The organism is Paraburkholderia sp. CNPSo 3076 (genome assembly GCF_026343935.1).
Lineage (GTDB): Bacteria > Pseudomonadota > Gammaproteobacteria > Burkholderiales > Burkholderiaceae > Paraburkholderia > Paraburkholderia nodosa.
The window spans coordinates 49375-66626 of sequence record NZ_JAPMAL010000015.1; the positions used below are offsets into that span (position 1 = coordinate 49375).

General features: G+C 63.3%; 15 protein-coding genes. 9 read left to right on the plus strand and 6 right to left on the minus strand.

The window, feature by feature from the left end:
- Nucleotides 1-7: 7 nt before the first annotated feature.
- Nucleotides 8-304 (minus strand): H-NS family nucleoid-associated regulatory protein, encoded by a 297-nt coding sequence (locus M3A49_RS18365; protein WP_028203342.1) that lies wholly within the window; start codon nucleotides 302-304, stop codon nucleotides 8-10.
- Between the two features lie 286 nt (nucleotides 305-590).
- On the opposite strand from M3A49_RS18365, the gene aqpZ reads away from it, so the two are divergent.
- Both aqpZ and M3A49_RS18375 read left to right on the plus strand, forming a co-directional pair.
- Entirely contained in the window at nucleotides 591-1337 is a 747-nt protein-coding gene (gene aqpZ, locus M3A49_RS18370) for an aquaporin Z (protein WP_266230003.1), read from the plus strand.
- 214 nt (nucleotides 1338-1551) lie between these two features.
- Nucleotides 1552-2268, plus strand: a complete 717-nt coding sequence (locus M3A49_RS18375; RefSeq protein WP_266230004.1) for a histidine phosphatase family protein — start codon at nucleotides 1552-1554, stop codon at nucleotides 2266-2268.
- Between the two features lie 67 nt (nucleotides 2269-2335).
- Here M3A49_RS18375 and M3A49_RS18380 read toward each other — a convergent pair whose 3' ends face one another.
- Both M3A49_RS18380 and M3A49_RS18385 read right to left on the minus strand, forming a co-directional pair.
- Nucleotides 2336-3157: a Cof-type HAD-IIB family hydrolase gene (locus M3A49_RS18380; protein ID WP_266230005.1), complete on the minus strand. Its 822-nt coding sequence runs from the start codon at nucleotides 3155-3157 to the stop codon at nucleotides 2336-2338.
- Between the two features lie 93 nt (nucleotides 3158-3250).
- On the minus strand, nucleotides 3251-4147 hold the full coding sequence (locus M3A49_RS18385; protein WP_266230006.1) for a BadF/BadG/BcrA/BcrD ATPase family protein: 897 nt from the start codon (nucleotides 4145-4147) through the stop codon (nucleotides 3251-3253).
- Between the two features lie 179 nt (nucleotides 4148-4326).
- Between M3A49_RS18385 and M3A49_RS18390 the strand changes: the two genes are divergently transcribed.
- Together M3A49_RS18390 and M3A49_RS18395 are read left to right on the plus strand one after the other, a co-directional pair.
- The gene (locus tag M3A49_RS18390; RefSeq protein ID WP_266230007.1) at nucleotides 4327-4923 is read left to right on the plus strand and encodes a DNA-3-methyladenine glycosylase I; all 597 of its coding nucleotides are present in this window, start codon (nucleotides 4327-4329) and stop codon (nucleotides 4921-4923) included.
- A 294-nt stretch (nucleotides 4924-5217) separates the two neighbouring features.
- Complete coding sequence (locus tag M3A49_RS18395) at nucleotides 5218-5676, plus strand: hypothetical protein (RefSeq protein ID WP_266230009.1); 459 nt, start codon at nucleotides 5218-5220, stop codon at nucleotides 5674-5676.
- 111 nt (nucleotides 5677-5787) lie between these two features.
- On the opposite strand, the gene rpsU is transcribed toward M3A49_RS18395, so the two are convergent.
- Nucleotides 5788-6000: a 30S ribosomal protein S21 gene (gene rpsU, locus M3A49_RS18400; RefSeq protein WP_004198205.1), complete on the minus strand. Its 213-nt coding sequence runs from the start codon at nucleotides 5998-6000 to the stop codon at nucleotides 5788-5790.
- A 381-nt stretch (nucleotides 6001-6381) separates the two neighbouring features.
- On the minus strand, nucleotides 6382-7323 hold the full coding sequence (locus M3A49_RS18405; RefSeq protein ID WP_266230051.1) for an aldo/keto reductase: 942 nt from the start codon (nucleotides 7321-7323) through the stop codon (nucleotides 6382-6384).
- 359 nt (nucleotides 7324-7682) lie between these two features.
- On the opposite strand from M3A49_RS18405, the gene M3A49_RS18410 reads away from it, so the two are divergent.
- The 4 genes from M3A49_RS18410 to M3A49_RS18425 all read left to right on the plus strand — a co-directional run bounded on the left by M3A49_RS18410 (nucleotide 7683) and on the right by M3A49_RS18425 (nucleotide 14291).
- Nucleotides 7683-8849 carry a flagellin gene (locus tag M3A49_RS18410; RefSeq protein WP_266230053.1) on the plus strand — a complete coding sequence of 389 codons (1167 nt, stop codon included), beginning with the start codon at nucleotides 7683-7685 and terminating at the stop codon, nucleotides 8847-8849.
- A gap of 145 nt (nucleotides 8850-8994) precedes the next feature.
- Nucleotides 8995-10578 carry a flagellar filament capping protein FliD gene (gene fliD / locus M3A49_RS18415; RefSeq protein WP_266230054.1) on the plus strand — a complete coding sequence of 528 codons (1584 nt, stop codon included), beginning with the start codon at nucleotides 8995-8997 and terminating at the stop codon, nucleotides 10576-10578.
- Between the two features lie 23 nt (nucleotides 10579-10601).
- Complete coding sequence (gene fliT / locus M3A49_RS18420) at nucleotides 10602-10901, plus strand: flagellar protein FliT (RefSeq protein ID WP_266230055.1); 300 nt, start codon at nucleotides 10602-10604, stop codon at nucleotides 10899-10901.
- 276 nt (nucleotides 10902-11177) lie between these two features.
- Nucleotides 11178-14291 (plus strand): tetratricopeptide repeat protein, encoded by a 3114-nt coding sequence (locus M3A49_RS18425; RefSeq protein WP_266230056.1) that lies wholly within the window; start codon nucleotides 11178-11180, stop codon nucleotides 14289-14291.
- Nucleotides 14292-14447: 156 nt separating this feature from the next.
- On the opposite strand, the gene M3A49_RS18430 is transcribed toward M3A49_RS18425, so the two are convergent.
- Nucleotides 14448-15698: a hypothetical protein gene (locus tag M3A49_RS18430; protein WP_266230057.1), complete on the minus strand. Its 1251-nt coding sequence runs from the start codon at nucleotides 15696-15698 to the stop codon at nucleotides 14448-14450.
- A gap of 380 nt (nucleotides 15699-16078) precedes the next feature.
- Between M3A49_RS18430 and M3A49_RS18435 the strand changes: the two genes are divergently transcribed.
- Complete coding sequence (locus tag M3A49_RS18435) at nucleotides 16079-17230, plus strand: DegT/DnrJ/EryC1/StrS family aminotransferase (RefSeq protein WP_266230058.1); 1152 nt, start codon at nucleotides 16079-16081, stop codon at nucleotides 17228-17230.
- The last annotated feature ends 22 nt before the right edge of the window (nucleotides 17231-17252 follow it).

Sequence of the window (17252 nt, forward strand, 5' to 3'; positions counted from 1 at the left end):
GCATGCGTCAGGCGATCAGGTAGCGTTCGCGATTCTTGCCCGCGATCCACTTGGGCGGCTTGCCGCGCCCGCTCCAGGTCGCGCCGGACTTGGGGTCCTGATAGCGCGCGGGCAGCGGCGCCTTTTTCGGCGGACGCCCGCGGCGCGCGGCCTCGGCAAAGCCCAGGTCCTGGGCGGAAAGGCCGTACTCGGCGATCTTTTCCCTGATCGTGGCGATGACGTCCGCGATCTCCGTGCGCCGCGCCTCTTCGGCCTGAGCCTGGAGTTTTGCGATCTGCGCCTTGATTTCTGTATATTGCGACATTTCTATTCCCCCTTCATTGCTCTTGAAACCGGCTCGATCGGAGATTAGACGTAAATAACGGAATTCGCAATCGCTATTAATACTGCTTTTTCACGCTATTCTTCGATTAACGACCGAGCGGCTCGGGCGCAATTGCGTACACATCGAACGCAATAATTCGATGAATTACGTCGAAATTGACAATCCTTGACAGCACCGAAAAGCGCGACTGCCTAGAATCTGGCATTTCCCGGTGCCGGTGCTTTACGCGGCCCCTTCTAGAATCGACTTTTCGAGGTGTCACGCAATGCACTTATTCAGGCGACTCATTGCCGAACTGATCGGCACTTTCTGGCTCGTTCTGGGCGGCTGCGGCAGCGCCGTGCTCGCGGCCAACTTCGCCGGCCCGGTTCACGGACTCGGTATCGGGTTCTTGGGCGTGTCGCTCGCCTTTGGCCTGACCGTGCTCACCATGGCGTACGCCATTGGCCACATTTCGGGCTGCCATCTGAATCCCGCCGTGAGCGTGGGCCTTACCGTGGCGGGCCGCTTCCCGGCGCGCGACCTCGTGCCCTATATCGCCGCACAGGTGGTGGGCGCGGTGATCGGCGCTTTCGTGCTTGCGCTCATCGCGACGGGCAAGCCCGGTTTCGACCTCGTCGCGAGCGGCTTCGCGACCAACGGTTACGGCGAGCAGTCGCCAGGCCACTACGCCATGGGCGCCGCGTTCGTGTGCGAAGCCGTCATGACCGCGTTCTTCCTGTTCGTCATTCTCGGCGCAACCGACAAGCGCGCACCCGCTGGCTTCGCGCCGATCGCCATCGGCCTGTGCCTCACGCTCATACACCTGATCTCGATTCCCGTCACCAATACCTCGGTGAATCCGGCTCGCTCGACCGGCCCCGCGCTCTTCGTGGGCGGCGAGGCAATTTCGCAGCTGTGGCTGTTCTGGGTCGCGCCGATCGTCGGCGCCGTGATCGCGGGCATCGTGTACCCGGCGGTGGCGGGGCGGTGCGAAGCGATAGCGGCGGTCGCCGTGTGCGAAACGGCCTGACGGCCTCTGACGCGCTCTTACACGTCTGCGCGGCCCGGACCACGCCGAATCGCGACACTTTCTTCGCGCAGCTGCAAACGGGCGCTTCGGCGCCCGTTTGTCTTGCTAAGCCGCGCGGCGCTCCGGCTGCGCTGCTGGCCGGGCCTGTGGTGGCCGCGCTGCTAGAATCGGGCGACCTTCCCATTGTCTTGCGACCTGGAGCATCACGCCCAGCATGAAGCGCTCACGCCCCCGGCCACTCCGGATCGCCCCGACGCTCGCCGCAGCGCTGGGCGCACTGCTATGCGCCTGCGCGCCGCTGCCACACGTCAACGGAGCCAATAACGCCAGCGAGACAGCGCAGACGAATCCGGGCAGCGCGCCATCCGCACGCAACGTCGAAACACTCATCTTCGTGAGGCATGGCGAAAAGCCGCCAGAGGGATTCGGCCAGCTCAACTGCAAGGGGCTGAACCGCGCGCTTGCGCTGCCGGCCGTGATCGCGGCCAAGTACGGCAAGCCCGATGCCATCTATGCGCCCGACCCCGGCGAGCAAAAGGAAGACAACGGCCGCGCCTACTACTACGTGCGCCCGCTCGCGACGGTCGAGCCGACCGCGATCCAGTTCGGCATGCCGGTCCAGACTCCATATGGCTATTCGAAGATCGACGCGCTGCAAAGCGCGCTCGTCGATCCGCAGTGGCGCGGCCGCACCGTGCTGGTTGCGTGGGAACATCGGGAAATCGAGACGCTCGTGCGCCGCATCGTCGCCGCGCACGGCGGCAGCGCGAGCGATGTGCCGCGCTGGGAGAGCGCGGACTTCGACAGCATCTATGTGGTGCGCATCGACTGGAGTGGCGCCGCCGCGCTCGCGCATTTCTCGCACGAGCGCGAAGGGCTCGACGCACGCGCGGACGACTGCCCGTGCGCGCAACTGCCCGCCGCGCAGTAACCGTCCCGCAGTAGCCGTTCGAATGGAATCGCGACAGCGACGGCACTAGCGGCCGCGCCCGCGTGAATTACGACGCGAGTTCGTCGTCGAGCGCGAACAGCTTGCGAAGATGATGCGCGACACCGGCCTCGAAGTTGTTGCCGATGCGCGGCACCCGAGGCAGCCGCTTGATGAGATCGGGATTGGCGTTGTTCATCATGAACGGATGCCCCGCCGTTTCGAGCAGATCGATATCGTTCATGTTGTCGCCGAACGCGACGCAACCCGCGGCGTCCACGCCGAGCCGCTCGAGCACGACGCGCAGCGCGCGGCCTTTCGAAACGCCGGCCACCATGACTTCGAGACAATCCGGCAGCGAGTAGGTGACATAGAGCGCGTCGCCGAACTCGCGTGCGAGATTCTGCGCGACGTGTGCGAGATCTGCCGGATCGCCAAGATAGAGCGCCTTGGCGATGCCTGCGCCTGCGTAATCGCGCAGATCCGCCACGCGGTACTCGAAGCCCGAGTCCTGGTGATACGCGAGCAGTTCGGGCGCATCGCGGTCGATGAGCCAGGCGTCATCGGTATAGATGCTCACGATCACACGACCGTGCACGCCCACCGTTTCGGTAGCGACGAGACGTTCGACCATGGGCGCACTCAGATTGCTCGCGTGGATCAGCGTGTCGTCGGGCGCGTGCACGCGCGCCCCGTTCGCAGTAATGAGATACGGGCGGATGCCTAGCACGTCGCGAATGCCGGCCACGTCGCAATAGTGGCGGCCGGTCGCGATCACGAACGGCATCCCCTGTGCATCGAGCGCGCCCAGCGTGGCAACCGTGAACGGATCGACCTGATGGTCGCTATTGAGCAGCGTTCCGTCGAGATCGGTTGCAATGACCTTGTACATGGTGATCAGACAGCTAGCGGGAAACGTTGAATCGTAGCATCTGCGGCACGGCTATGCCCTTGACCTACGTTCGCGCCCCTTCTCGCCTGCCATTCAGTGGTCCGCGGCAGCGCTTGCCAGCCGCCGGGCTTCCATCTGCGCGAGCCGAAGCGCACCGGACGTGGAATCGGCGAGCGGCGCGCGCAGGCGATCGCGCACCGCTTGCGGCACCCATTCGCGCAGCGGCTGCCCAAGGCCGCCCGAGAGCGCCGCCGGCAGCTTGCCCGAAGGATCGAGCGCGGTGATGAGTTTCGCGATTTCCACGCCGGCTTCGGCGAGCAGCCTGGCGACGAACGGATGTTCGCGATGCGCGAGGACGACCGGCGCGAGGCTGGCATAGGCCGTCTGGTTGGCCGCGCACTGCCACACGATCAGACTGTCACGATCGGTGGCCCGCGCGTGTGCGAGCAGGGCCCGTGCGAAGTCGTCCATGGGCACGCGTGCATCGAGCGCCTGCTGCGCCCAGACGATCGCGCGCAGGCCGAACCACGCGCCACTCGCTTCGTCTCCCGAGGGAAAGCCGAAACCGCCCGCAATGCGACACTGGCCGCCCTCGTCGAGCACCGCCGCGATGCTGCCCGTGCCCAGGGCGACCACCACGCCTGGCGCGCCGCCGTGCGCGCCCAGCAGCGTCGTGTAGGCGTCGCTTTCCACCGCGAGTCCGGCCACCGGGGGTGCGGCTGCGAGAAACGGCGCCAGCCAGTCGGGGTTGTTCACGCCCGCGAGCCCGCAGCCGAGCACGCATTGCGACCAGTCGAACGCGAGCCCCGCCTGCGCAAACGCCGCGCGGCAGCCTTCCTCGATCGATTGCCAGGCGCGTTCGATACCGAGTCCGAGCCCCGACGGCCCCGCGGCCGCTCGCGCGAGTTCGACGCCGCTGGTGTCGCCGAGCGCGATGCGCGTGCCCGTGCCGCCGCCGTCCACGCCAATCAACCAGGTGTATTTCTGCATGATGTCCGCCGCGCCTCGCGCGCCTGTCAGTTCGGTTCGAAAGCCAAAATTTTTGTCGTGCCGCAGAGACTAACGGCTTCCCAGGGTTCGCACAATCGGCCATCCGGCCAGGGTGGCGGCGCGGCACCGATCCGCTATGCTTGCGTGGCTCGAACGACGACTCGCAAGGAGAACTTACCGTGACACACCGCTGCAACTGGGTATCGGCTGGCGCGTCGCCGCAGTATGTGCAATACCACGACGAGGAGTGGGGCGTGCCGTCGCGGGACGACCAGCATCTGTTCGAAATGATCGTGCTCGAAGGCGCGCAGGCAGGACTCTCGTGGTCCACGATACTCAACAAGCGCGAAGGCTATCGCCGCGCCTTCGCCAATTTCGACATCGCGAAGGTTGCGCGCTTTACGCCCAGGCACGTCGAAACGCTCATGCAGGACGCCTCGATCGTGCGCAATCGCGCCAAGATCGAGGCCGCCATCGCCAACGCCCACGCCGTGCAGCAGATTCAGGCGGAACACGGCTCGCTCGCGAAATTCGTCTGGTCGTTCGTGAATGACACGCCCATCCAGAACGATCTCGCCTCTTATCGCGACGCGCCGGCCTCCACCGAGGTCTCGGACGCCCTTAGCAAGGCGCTCAAGAAATACGGCTGCAAATTCGTCGGCACGACGATCTGTTACGCGTTCATGCAGGCTGTCGGCATGGTCAACGACCATGAGCGCGACTGCATGTGTCGCGAGGCTTGCGCAGCGCTTGGCAAAAGGAAGCGCCGCGCCTGAGCGCAGCGAAACTCACGCAACTCGGGAAAGTCCCGAGCGGGGCGGGACGCGCCTGGCAAACCTTTGTCCCGCATGGCTTTGTGACACGCCAGAGCGATTGCGCCCGGCGCCGGCCAACCCACTTTTTGATCGCTACGGTGCGCCGCCCCACGGTTTTCCACTGGCGTGCCGTTATAACGGGAAGTGAATGCAAGCGCGTCAGGGGAACGGGCAGTGATGCCGGCTGGAAGGCCGGCGGCGCCGCATTAGGAGGGAATTAACCTGTGCCCGGCACCTGGGCAACAGGGGGTTGAAATGAAAAACGTCCACTTCCTGAGTCATCAGGAGATCTTCGACCGCGCGGTGGCCCATCTCTTTGGCCAGGGGCGCGCGGCACTTCTTCCACGCGGCGGCGGCGCCTACCGGGGCGGTGGCTGTGGCGGCGGCTCCGGCAGTGCGAATAGCTACGGCGGTTGCCCGGTCGGCAGCTTCATCCGGCCGCGCGACTATATGAGCGCCATGGAAGGCATTCCCGTGCGCTACATCGGCCGTGAGACGAACGACGTGCCGCTCTATATGGACGTGGGCGTTGCCGCGCTGAAAAAGGCGCTGCTGCGGGCCCATATCAACATTTACGACCCCGCTACGATCAATCTGCTGAGTTGCCTGCAGAACGTGCACGACGTGTTTGGCGTATGGGAATGGCGCGAGCGCCTCTATTCGATTGCCGCCCAGTTCGGCTTGTCATCCGAACAGCTAAGGGACGCCGCCTGATATTGGCCAGCGCGCAGGTTCTACGCACAAACACGCACAAACGCAAACGGCGGCGCAGCTTCTTGCGAAGCATGCGCCGCCGTCTGGCGGAACACCGAAAAGCGAAAAAGCTTAGTGGAGCTTCTTCGGCAGCATCTGGCTGCGCAGGCGCTTGTGCAGGCGCTTCACAGCAGCTGCCTTCTTGCGCTTGCGAACTGCCGTCGGCTTTTCGTAAGCTTGACGCTCACGCAGCTCGGCGATCAGACCGTTCTTTTCGATTGCACGGCGGAAGCGGCGAATCGCCACTTCGAACGGCTCGTTTTCCTTCAGAAGAATCGTCGTCATGTATTTCCTAACTCAAATCGCTTAATACGGTTCAAAGGCGCGAGCGTCAAAGCCGCTCACGCGCCGGCCCTCCGGTCGTTCGCCACGCTGGGGCTAAACGAGAGGCAAGGCGGCCACGGAGGCCGGAAAAGAGAAGTAGGGGGTTCACAGCGGAACGCGATCAGGTCGACCTTGCTGCAACACACCTGACCGCCGGTTTGCGGCCGCCAACAGTAACGAACACGGCAACAAAACAGGCAAAGATCTCAATTCACTCCCAATCATATCAGGAAAAGATCTGCCTGACCAGGGTTTCTTGATTCTACTCAGGGACTTGCGCGGCTTGCCACGGCCGCCGCGCCCGCCCTGTCAATTAGGACACCTGGGTTAATGCCTTTGCCGTCAGGCGCTCGCGTCGTTGAGCGCCTGGATGTCGGCCGGATCGAGCTTCAGCCGCACCGCGGCCGCAAGACTCTCCAGCTGATCCAGCGAGGTCGCGCTCGCGATCGGCGCGGTAATGCTCGGGCGCGCGATCAGCCACGCCAGCGCAACCGCTGCGAGCGTGCTGCCGTGACGCTCGGCCACATAGTCGAGCGCCGCGAGGATCCGGATACCGCGGTGATCGAGGTACTTCTCGACGCGCGAGCCACGCGTGCTCTTCGCGAGATCCTCACGCGAACGGTACTTGCCCGAGAGAAAGCCGCTCGCGAGACTGTAATAGGGCACGACCGCAAGCTTCTGCGCCATGGCCACCGGTTCGAGATCGGCCTCGTACCGGGCGCGGTCGTACAGGTTGTATTCGGGCTGGATGATCTGGTACGCGGGCAGGCCGGACTTCGTCGAAACCGCGAGCGCTTCCTCGACGCGCGCGCCCGTGTAGTTCGACGCGCCGATCACACGCACCTTACCGGCCTCGATCAGCCGCTGATACACGCCGAGTGTTTCCTCGAGCGGGACTTTCTGGTCGTCCTCGTGCGAGAAGTACACGTCGATGTAATCGGTCTGCAGACGACGCAGCGAATCTTCCACGGCAGCCGCGATGTTGGCGGCGGAAAGTCCCGGGCGGCGCGCATCTTTTGCGACCTTCGTTGCGATCACCACCTTGTCGCGTTTGCCGCTCTTCGCGATCCACTTGCCGATGATCGTCTCCGACTCGCCGCCCTGGTTGCCGGGCACCCAGGCTGAGTAGACGTCGGCGGTGTCGATGAAGTTGAGGCCGGCGTCGGTGAAGGCGTCGAGGATCGAGAACGAGGTGGCTTCATCTGCGGTCCAGCCGAAGACGTTGCCGCCGAACATGAGCGGGGCGACCTGCAACGAGGAAGTGCCGATCCTGCGTAGTTCCATGGGGCCTCCAGAAAAAAGGGCGAACGGGGAACCGCTGAGGATACGCCGCCTCGCGGCGCGCTGCAGCGGGCACGGGCGCGCGGCCGGCGTCACTGCACTAAACCACGCGCGATACCTGCCGTAAACACGCTTGCAAACTGCAAGACGCATGAATGCGTGAGGGAAGCGGGAAGCACGAAGCGCGGCGCAACAGGACTTTTTATGCACCGCGCAAATGAGGTCTCGATTGTCGGTGCTTCCCCTCAAGTTTTTTTTACCCACGCCGACAACCTTCACTGAGGCGGCCAGCAATGAAAGATTGCACCCGCCGCGGCCATAGTGGCTTGTAACGGGCTTTCAGCCCGCTTAGGAGAATTTCCATGCTCGGAATTAACAGCAACATCAACTCGCTCGTCGCGCAACAGAACCTGACGGGCTCGGGCAGCGCGCTGTCGCAAGCGATCACGCGCCTGTCGTCGGGTAAGCGCATCAACAGCGCAGCTGACGATGCAGCAGGCCTCGCGATCTCGAACATCATGCAGACCCAGATCAACGGTCTGAATCAGGGCGTGTCGAACTCGAACGATGGCGTTTCGCTGGTTCAAACGGCATCGAGCGGTCTGTCGTCGCTGACGAGCAGCCTGCAACGTATCCGCCAGCTGGCCACGCAAGCGGCCAACGGCTCGATGACCTCCGACGACCGCGCAGCGCTGCAGCAGGAAGTCAACCAGCAAGTTTCGGAAATCAACCGTATCGCTTCGCAAACGACGTACAACGGCATGAACGTGCTGAACGGCACGCTCGGTAACGTGTCGTTCCAGGTTGGCGCGAACGTCGGCCAGACGATCAGCCTGAGCCTGAACCAAAACATGTCGGCAGCTTCGATCGGCAGCGGCGTGCCGCAGGCTGGCCAGACGCTCGGCACGTTCAGCGTGAGCCTGAATTCGGCTGGCGTTGCAGCAACGGGTTCGTCCGCAACCGTTACGTCGATCAACGTGGTCTCGGACGGCAGCGGCGGTTTCAGTTTCACCGACCAGAACAACACGGCACTGAGCAACACGGCTGTCAGCGCCCTGTTCTCGGCTTCCGGCCAAACGATCACCGGCAACGCGATCGTGGGTTCGGGCACGGCGATCACGCTCAGCGACACTGGCCTCGACGCGGCTGTTGGTTCGGCCGGCTCCGCCGCTGCCGACGCAGTGACGGCTCAAGTCAACGCCTACAACGTGCCGACCGACGTTGCTAACGTCAACATCAGCACGGCAAGCGGCGCAAGCATGGCCATGGAGTCGATCGACAACGCGCTGAACACGCTGAACAACCTGCAAGCAACGCTCGGCGCAGCACAGAACCGCTTCACGGCAATCGGCACGACGCAGCAAGCTCAGTCGACCGACCTGTCGACCGCCCAGTCGTCGATCCAGGACGCTAACTTCGCGGAAGAAACGGCGAACCTGAGCAAGGCGCAAGTGCTGCAGCAAGCTGGTATCTCGGTGCTCGCACAAGCGAACTCGCAGCCGCAGCAGATCCTGAAGCTCCTGCAGTAATACGAGCTTCTGTAGCCCAAGTGTTGCGCGCCCGGCCGCCATACCCGTGAGCGCAACGCAAGCCAATCGGGAGGATCGCCTCCCGATTGGCGTTTTCCAGACTTGAACCGATTCACACTGCAACGCCGAAGCACGGAGCCCCTTCATGTCCACCGTATCCAGTTCGACAGCCAGCACGATCGCAAGTAGCGTTGCTGCTACGACCGCAGCGAGCAATGCCGCTTTGCAGCAAGCCGCCCAGTCGATCGTCAGCGGCTCGACCGGCAACTCGTCGATGGACGTGAACTCGCTCGTCACCGCGCTCGTCAATGCCAAGACTGCCGGCCAGGCCGCAACGATCAGCGCCGAGCAGACGCAAGACAACACCGAGATTTCCGCGTACGGCGCGCTTTCCGCCGCGCTCTCCGCACTTCAGGCAGGCCTCTCGCCGCTCTCGGACGGCACGACCCTCAATGCATTCAGCACGACGCTCAGCGGCACCGGCATTACGGCCACCGCAGGCAGCGGCGCGGCAGCCGGGTCCTATTCGATTGACCTGAAGCAGGTGGCGCAGGCTCAGGTGCTCACCTCGACTGGCTACGGCGCAACCACGGCGCTCGTCGGATCGGGGGGCTCCGCCACGATGACGCTGACTGTCAACGGCGCCAGCACCACGATCTCGCTCAACAACTCGAACAGCACGGTTGCAGGCATTGCGTCGGCGATCAACTCGGCCACCAACAACCCGGGCGTGACGGCAACGGTCGTCAACGGCGCCGACGGCGCGCACCTCGTACTGCACTCGACGTCGACCGGTTCGCAGAACGGTATCAGCATCGCGATCAGCGACTCGAATTCCAGCGACGCAGTGAACAAACTGGCCGTGACGACCACGGCGGGTACGGCGATCACGAGCTCGAGCGCGACTTCGGCCAACCTCACCGCCAACCAGTCGACGATCTCCAACACGACCACCTGGACGCAGTCCACGGCCGCACAGGACGCCTATTTCACGATCGACGGCACGGGCGCGACTAGCTCGACGAACACGGTGACCTCCGCGCTTTCCGGCGTCACGCTGAACCTCACCGCATCGGCAGTCGATACGTCGAGCACGGGCAGCGGCGCACAAACGCTCACGGTCGCGCAGAACACGAGCGCGGAATCCAGCGCGATCAACAATTTCGTCACGCTCTACAACACGCTCGTGACGACGATGGCCGCGCTCACGTCGTTCAGCTCGACCTCGACGTCGCAAGGCGTGCTGCTAGGCGACTCGACGCTGAACATGATCCAGAACCAGCTCGCGACGATCGTCGCAACGGGCGTGAAGAGTGGCAGCACGACGACCAGCCTGGCTTCGATCGGCGTCACGCTGAATTCGGACGGATCGCTCTCGGTCGACAGTAGTACGCTGAACACCGCACTGCAGAACAATCAGTCGACCGTGGCCGCGCTGTTCAATTCGGCCAACGGCGTCGCCGCCCAGTTGAACAACAACATCACGAGCTATTCGTCGAGCACGGGCGTCATCACGACGCGTACCAACTCGATCCAGACTGACCTGACGAACCTCTCGACACAGCAGTCGAATCTCGCCGAGTACCAGTCGCAGCTCACCAGCATGTACACCGCGCAGTTCACCGCGCTCAACACGCTGATGGCGACGATGAACAGCAACCAGCAGTACCTCACGCAGCTCTTCGGCGGCACCAACAGCGCAGGCGCGCTGGCCACCAACAAGAGCTAAGCGCATCGCGCAGGAGAGACGACATGGAATTCGCAGCGCCCATCGATCGCATCTGGCAGATCACGAAAGACATCGAGCAGGCGGCGGCCGTCGGCGAATGGGAAAAGGCGGCCGAGCTAGCGAACGAGCGCTCGCCGCTTCTCATGTCGCTCTCCGCGAAGCAAACGGGCGCCGCGCTCGACGTGCTCAAACAGGTTCACGCGGTCGATACACGTGTCGCAGCAGCGGCGGAGTCGGCCCAAAGCATGCTCAGCGCCGAGTATCGTTCCGCCATGCAGGCAACGCGCAATGTGAACCTGTATCAGCGCGTTGCGCAGTTCTGAAGTACGGACTTCGCAGAGCGTGCAGGAATAACAACCAATCATTGCATCCTTCAAGGCGCATTCGCGTATCTCGGCCCGCCTCGTGCGGGCTTTTCTTTTGCGCCCTCATTGCGCACGGCTCAGGCAGCAACGGCCGTCTACCCCGCCCCAACTCCGCACATCGCCCGCACCACCGAATTGGCGGGCGTTTTGACGTCAACTCGGCCATTCGTCCCGAGTGGGCGCGCTCGATAATTCCCCTACTTCTGCTAACTGCGGCGCCAGCACGCCTTCGTCATGACCGCCTTCCCCACTCCGACCGAAATCACCGCGCTCGCCCCCCAAACGCAAATGGGGAACGACATCCAGCTCGTCATGGAAGCCGGGATCGAACATCACCGTAAGCAGGAATACGAAGAAGCCGCGGCGCTCTACGCCATTGTGCTGGAGGCGGATAGCGATCATGTCGACGCCAATTACCACATGGGCGTGCTGTACATGCAAACCGACCGGCCGGCCCAGGCCGTGCCGCATTTCGAAGCCGCGCTCGGCCACACGCCAAATTTCGCGCAGCTCTGGGTCTACTACTTCAACGCCCTCACCGCCAGCAACCAGATCGAAGCCGCGCGGATGGCGCTCGAAACGGCGCGGCAATGCGGCGTTCCCGACGACGCCATCGAAACGTTGAGCGCCCGCCTGCCCGGGCAAAACGCCCCGGCAGCAACCAAAGGCTCACCTAGCAACGAAGCCGCGACTGCGCAAACCCAGGCCACGCCAGTAGACGCGACGCCGGTCGCGCCCGCAGTCCAGGAGGTCGATACGCGCAAGGCAAGTGCGAAGGAACTCCGCGAGTTTGCCGATCTCATCAACAACAAAAAGCTCGACGAAGCGCTGAAGTTTGGCCGCCGCCTGACCGAGCAATACCCGGCGCACGGCGAATGCTGGATCGCGCTCGTGCACATTCTGCAGCGCACGGGCAACTACCCCGAGTCCGTCGGGGCGGCCGAGCGCGCCGCGACGCTTGCGCCAAACAATCTCATCGCGCAGACGATGTTGGCCGACGTGCTGTCTCTCACGCGTCAGCATCTACGAGCCGAAGCGCACTGCCGCCAGGCGCTCGAGCGATTCCCCAAGAGCGCAGCCCTGCATCGCGCACTGGGCACGGCCTTGCAGGCGACGGGACGGCAAATCGATGGCATCGCGCAGGTCCAACGCGCCGTCGAACTCGCACCGGACGACGCGCTCGAACTCGACGCGCTCGGCAATCTGCTGTCCGAGCATGGCCAGTACGACGAAGCGGAAAACGCCTTCCGTCGGGCACTCGCCATCGCACCGATGCAGGCCGCAACGCGCAGCAACCTGCTGTTCTGCCTGATGCACAAGCACGATCTCGATGCGGCAAGCGCATTCGCGGAATTCCGCGAGTTCGCAGAGCGCCAGGAGGCGCCGCTGCGTGCAAGCTGGCCGCCACACACCAACGATCGAAATCCGTCGCGGCAATTGCGGGTCGGCTTCGTCTCGGGGGACTTGCTGAATCACCCGGTCGCGTATTTCTTCCAGTCGGTCGTGGAGCAACTGGCGCGCGACAAGAGCTTGTCGCTACAGATCTATTCGAACTACGTGGTCACGGATGCCTTTACCCAGTTGATCCGGCAACACACGGACGGCTGGCACCTGATCTTCGGCATGAACGACGCCGCGATCGCACAAAAGATCCGCGACGATCGCATCGATATCCTGATCGATCTGTCCGGCCATACCGGCCGCAACCGTCTCGTCGCCTTCGCGCACAAGCCGGCGCCCGTGCAGGTCAGCTGGATCGGCAATCCGGCCACGACCGGTCTCACGGCGATCGACTATTACCTGTCGGACCGTTTCGTTACGCCGCTTGAACAGTTCGCCGACCGGTTCTCCGAAAAGCTCGTGTTCCTGCCGGCGCTCGCGCCGTTCAAGCCGCACCCGAAAGCCCCGGACGTCAACGAATTGCCCGCCCTGAAGAACGGCTACGTGACGTTCGGCAGCTTCAGCCGGCTCGTCAAGATCAGCCCGGAAGTCGTGGCACTCTGGGCACGCGTGCTGCGAGAAGTGCCGAATTCGCGCTTGCTCGTCGGCGCGATTTCGTCGACGGAGCAAATGAACAAGCTGGCCGTGATGTTCGCGCGCGAAGGCGCCGACGTGAACCGCGTCAGCTTTTTGCAGCGCAAGGGTATCGTGGACTATCTGGAACAGCACCATCTGGTCGATGTGTGTCTCGACCCGTTCCCGTTCGCCGGTTCGACCACGACCATGCATGCGCTTTGGATGGGCGTTCCCACCGTCACTCTGCCCCGCGATTCGATGGCGAGCCGCGGCAGCACGGGATGGCTCTCGCACCTCGGGCTCGAGGAGGCATTCGTCGCGCGCGACAAGGACGACTATGTGAACAAGTGCGCGGCGCTCGCCGAAGACATCGAAGCGCTCGCAACGGTACGCCGCGAACTTCGCCAGCACTGCTCGCAGTCGCCCATCGTCAGCGCGAGCACGATTGCCAACGCAGCATCGTGCGCGTTCCGTATCATGTGGCAGCGCTGGTGCGACGGGCTCGCACCCGAGCATTTCGAGGTAGAGGCGCAGCCGGAAGGCGCGCTGCAAGCGCCGGTCGCCGAACTGGCACGTGACGTCGAGCCACGCACGGCTTCAGGTTCCGCGCCGATCGTTGCCATCGGAAAACCGACCGCGCTTCCCGCGGCAAAGAAACCCATTCGCCTCGTCTGCGGCACGCGTAGCAGCCGCGAAGAATTCGCAACCGCTACGGCACTGGGCCGCTCGCTGAACCTGTACGCGCACCTGGCCAACGTCGAGCTTCAATTGTTCGACAGCAACACGCGCGGCTTGCCCAGCATCTACAACGCGGCGATCGACGACGCGAAGCAGAATCCGGCGGTGCTCGTCTTCATCCACGACGACGTCTGGCTCAACGACTTTTTCTGGACCGAGCGCATTCGCGAATCGCTCGTGCGCTTCGACGTGGTGGGCCTTGCCGGCAACCGTCGCCGAATGCCGCGCCAGCCGTCATGGGCCTTCACGCCGGATATGCAGTGGGACGAACGCCAGCATCTGAGCGGGATCGTCGGCCACGGCAAGGGATTTCCGTGCGAAGTGACGAACTTCGGCCCCTCAGGACAGGAATGCAAGCTCCTCGACGGTCTCCTGATGGTTGCGGACAGCGATACGCTGTCGCGCAGCGGCCTGCGCTTCGATGAACAGTTCAAGTTCCACTTCTACGATCTGGACTTTTGCCGCGCGGCCGAACTCAAGGGCCTGAGCATGGGCACCTGGCCGATCGGCGTTGTGCACGAGAGCGGCGGTGCGTTCAGCACGCCGAGCTGGACCGAAGGGTACGAGCAATACCTGCGCAAATACGGCGAGTAAGCGCGCCTTAAAACATCACGCAGGAAACAAGCAAGCCGGGTTTCGTCTAAAGGCGAAACCCGGCTTGGCGTTTACGGCAAGGACACAAAGGGAGGGGCACAAAGCAAAGGGCGCGCCGAAGCGCGCCCTCGATCATCACTGGTTGATTGAAACCGGCTACGTTTGCGCGGCCTCCTGACTTGCGGAGAACTCGGCCAGCGATGTCCCTGCTTCGACAGTGGTCAGCCAATTGATCTCAGCGTGCGCTGAAACCGCCTTGACGACAGCGGCGTACTCTCTCGCGGTCGCCTTCAGGTAACGCAAACGTGGCGTCCACTGCGGCACCTCGGCATCGAGTGTGGTCACGACGACGACCAGATGTTCTTTCGCGCAGGCGACATCGAGACTCTGCAAGGACTGCTGGATTTTCTGCTCGTCGCCTGCCGGATCGAGAATCAGAACGCCAGGCGTCAAAGGCGCCTTTTCCGGCAGCGGGGCCGCTTGCTGGCTGTTAGCCTGCGCAACGTCTGCCGCCTGATTGCTCGCTTGCACCTTGCGAGACGCCGCCTGCGTGCTTTCCACGAAATAAGGGAGTTGCGCCGCAAACACTTCCATCTGCGCCGCGACAATGGGGTGAATGAGGCTCACCGTCGCCTCGGCGCGCAGCAGGCCGTTCCTTTCGCTCGCCATGGCGGAGCCATTGGTGCCGAACAGGAATCGATCGGGCGTCTCCGGCAGTCCGCCCTCGCTCATGTAAATAACGGGACAGCCGCACATCATCGCCTCAGTGCAGACAGCGGACGGCTCGTACGTGTAGAGCGCTTTGCCCGTCTGAAGCTTTGCCGCCAGTTCGGCCAGAGAGACCGGCGTCGACATCGACAGAAGCTCGGTGCCGGCAGGAAATCGCGAAAAGTCGATCTTCTCCAGCGGATACCGATATTGAAAGACAAACGTCTTGTCTCTTACCTTCGCCGGATCGGGCTTGAACAGATTGGGATCGACCACGGGCAGGAACAGATAGTCGATCTCGTCCTTCCCCTTGTCCCCGATGAAATTCTCGGAGTAATAGAAGATCAGGTCGTCCTTCCCCTCGTTCAACTGCTTGCCGGTGAGACGACCAATATTGTTCAGAATGTACCGGACACAAACCTGCGCCCCTAACGGATTGCCGGAGACGATCTCGGGGTACACAACGACTGGAACCAGTCCGCGCTGTCGATGGCTGTTCAGGATCTCCGCCGTCAAGACAGGGGTCTGAAAGGCGGGATTGACCACAGGAGTGCCAACGATATACGCTTCGTGGCCGCGAATGTTCAGCTCATGGCAGAGCGTGTGCAGAACGACGATGCCAGAGGAAGTCTCCCGATACCCAGGCGCGTGGATATAGTAGGGATGCTGTAATGCGTGTTGCGAAGCGCTTGTGGACATAATTCGCGGGAGTACTGTTAAAGGCTGCGTTTCCGGGACGGCAAAGGCGGGATGTCGCCAGTCGGTCGATTCACGGGCGCGCGATATGGCTGCATCCGCAGTTAACGGATTCCCGCGCGCCGTTCTGAAGTGGTGTCCGGCCGCATCCCGATATGGCCGGGACGCCGGGCCCGACGCTACCGTGAGGTTCGCCCGAACGGGCCGCATTCAATCCGCGAAATTAACGTGCATTTTGGCCCTAGCTCGGCCCTTGGTGCGGCGGGCCGCAACGCGATAATCGGTCAACATCGGCCTGGTCCGTTGGCGCTGGCCTCCCGGCCGCGCAGCGGGGGCCAGCGAGCCCCCAAGCGAACAAGACTGCGAGACCCCGACCGCGTACCATGAATGCCAGCCTCTCCGCCGAGTCCCTATCCGATCTCGCGCTTGAACGCATCTACGTCACCCAGCCGCATCTGGCGCCGCTCGAAGAATTTCTGCCTTACCTGCGCGAGATCTGGGACCGCAAGATACTGAGCAACGGCGGACCGTTCCACGAGCAGCTGGAACAGGCGCTGTGCGAGTATCTGGGCGTCGAACATCTCGCCCTGATGTCGAACGGCACGCTCGGACTCGTGACCGCGCTGCAGGCGCACCGCATCGCCGGCGAAGTCATCACCACGCCCTACTCGTTCGTTGCGACGGCGCATTCGCTGCTGTGGAACGGCGTCCAGCCGGTTTTCGTCGACGTCGAGCCCACGACGCTCAATCTCGACCCCACGAAGATCGAAGCGGCCATCACGCCGCAGACCACCGCGATCATGCCCGTGCATTGCTACGGCCATCCATGCGATGTCGCGGCGATCCAGCGCATTGCCGACAACTACAACCTGAAGGTCATCTACGACGCCGCACACGCGTTCGGCGTCGAAACGGCGAGCGGCAGCGTGCTCAAGCACGGCGACCTCTCGGTGATGAGCTTTCACGCGACCAAGGTGTTCAACACCTTCGAAGGCGGCGCGATCGTGTGCCCGGACGCGCGGACCAAGCAGCGCATCGATCACCTGAAGAACTTCGGATTCGTCGACGAAACCACCGTTGTTGCGAGCGGCATCAACGGCAAGATGAGCGAAATCAACGCAGCGTTCGGCCTCGCGCAACTTCGGCATGTCGACGCCGCGCTCGCCCGGCGCCGCGAAATCGACGAGATGTACCGCACGACGCTGAGTCACGTGCCCGGCATTCGCTGCCTGTCCAAGGGGACGGAAACGGTTGCCAACTGCTCGTATTTCCCCGTGCTCGTCGAAGCCGATTTCCCGCTTTCGCGTGACGCACTCTATGAGTATCTGCGCAAGCACGAGATCTATGCGCGCCGCTACTTCTATCCGCTGATCTCCGATTTTCCGATGTACCGCAATCTGCCCTCGGCCAACCGCGCCAACCTGCCGGTTGCCAGCGAAGCCGCGCTCAAGGTGCTGTGCCTACCGATCTATCCGGCCCTGAGCGACATGGACGTCGTGCGCGTCGTCGAAACGATCGCGCACGCCGGGCGCTAACGTCAGACGTGATTCGGCGACT

Coding starts and splice junctions, on each gene's coding strand:
- M3A49_RS18410 (WP_266230053.1), top strand. CDS start 7,683: ATGCTCGGAATTAACAGCAACATCAACTCGCTCGTCGCGCAACAGAAC.
- M3A49_RS18385 (WP_266230006.1), bottom strand. CDS start 4,147: ATGCAGAAATACACCTGGTTGATTGGCGTGGACGGCGGCGGCACGGGC.
- M3A49_RS18380 (WP_266230005.1), bottom strand. CDS start 3,157: ATGTACAAGGTCATTGCAACCGATCTCGACGGAACGCTGCTCAATAGC.
- fliT (WP_266230055.1), top strand. CDS start 10,602: ATGGAATTCGCAGCGCCCATCGATCGCATCTGGCAGATCACGAAAGAC.
- rpsU (WP_004198205.1), bottom strand. CDS start 6,000: ATGACGACGATTCTTCTGAAGGAAAACGAGCCGTTCGAAGTGGCGATT.
- M3A49_RS18425 (WP_266230056.1), top strand. CDS start 11,178: ATGACCGCCTTCCCCACTCCGACCGAAATCACCGCGCTCGCCCCCCAA.
- M3A49_RS18375 (WP_266230004.1), top strand. CDS start 1,552: ATGAAGCGCTCACGCCCCCGGCCACTCCGGATCGCCCCGACGCTCGCC.
- fliD (WP_266230054.1), top strand. CDS start 8,995: ATGTCCACCGTATCCAGTTCGACAGCCAGCACGATCGCAAGTAGCGTT.
- M3A49_RS18365 (WP_028203342.1), bottom strand. CDS start 304: ATGTCGCAATATACAGAAATCAAGGCGCAGATCGCAAAACTCCAGGCT.
- M3A49_RS18430 (WP_266230057.1), bottom strand. CDS start 15,698: ATGTCCACAAGCGCTTCGCAACACGCATTACAGCATCCCTACTATATC.
- aqpZ (WP_266230003.1), top strand. CDS start 591: ATGCACTTATTCAGGCGACTCATTGCCGAACTGATCGGCACTTTCTGG.
- M3A49_RS18435 (WP_266230058.1), top strand. CDS start 16,079: ATGAATGCCAGCCTCTCCGCCGAGTCCCTATCCGATCTCGCGCTTGAA.
- M3A49_RS18405 (WP_266230051.1), bottom strand. CDS start 7,323: ATGGAACTACGCAGGATCGGCACTTCCTCGTTGCAGGTCGCCCCGCTC.
- M3A49_RS18395 (WP_266230009.1), top strand. CDS start 5,218: ATGAAAAACGTCCACTTCCTGAGTCATCAGGAGATCTTCGACCGCGCG.